Source organism: Vibrio sp. T20 (assembly GCF_007858795.1).
GTDB classification, from domain to species: domain Bacteria; phylum Pseudomonadota; class Gammaproteobacteria; order Enterobacterales; family Vibrionaceae; genus Vibrio; species Vibrio satsumensis.
Genome location: NZ_VFEB01000168.1, coordinates 1 through 248, shown reverse-complemented (window position 1 = coordinate 248; position 248 = coordinate 1). Strand labels below are relative to the sequence as shown.

Sequence of the window (248 nt, the reverse complement as noted above, 5' to 3'; positions counted from 1 at the left end):
CATCAAAACCTGCTGTGTATTCATGGGCAAAGGTATAAGCCGGCAAGTTACCCACCTGAGTGACGCCATTGGTAATCACATCACGCATCATTGAGTAAGACACTGCTTGACGCACTCTCGCGTCATCAAACGGAGGTCGTGTGGTATTGAATGCGTAGTAATAAGTACACAGTAGAGGGACGGCGGTATAAGCGTCTTGATACTTTGTTTTCAGCTGCTGCGCCATGTGTGTCGGCACATCAGACGTG

Annotated in this window: 1 protein-coding gene; it reads right to left on the bottom strand. The window is 48.8% G+C overall.

Annotation, left to right across the window (positions count from 1 at the left end; genetic code table 11):
* On the bottom strand, window positions 1–248 hold a 248-nt coding region (locus tag FTW16_RS17970; protein ID WP_261383481.1), incomplete at both ends, for an ABC transporter substrate-binding protein.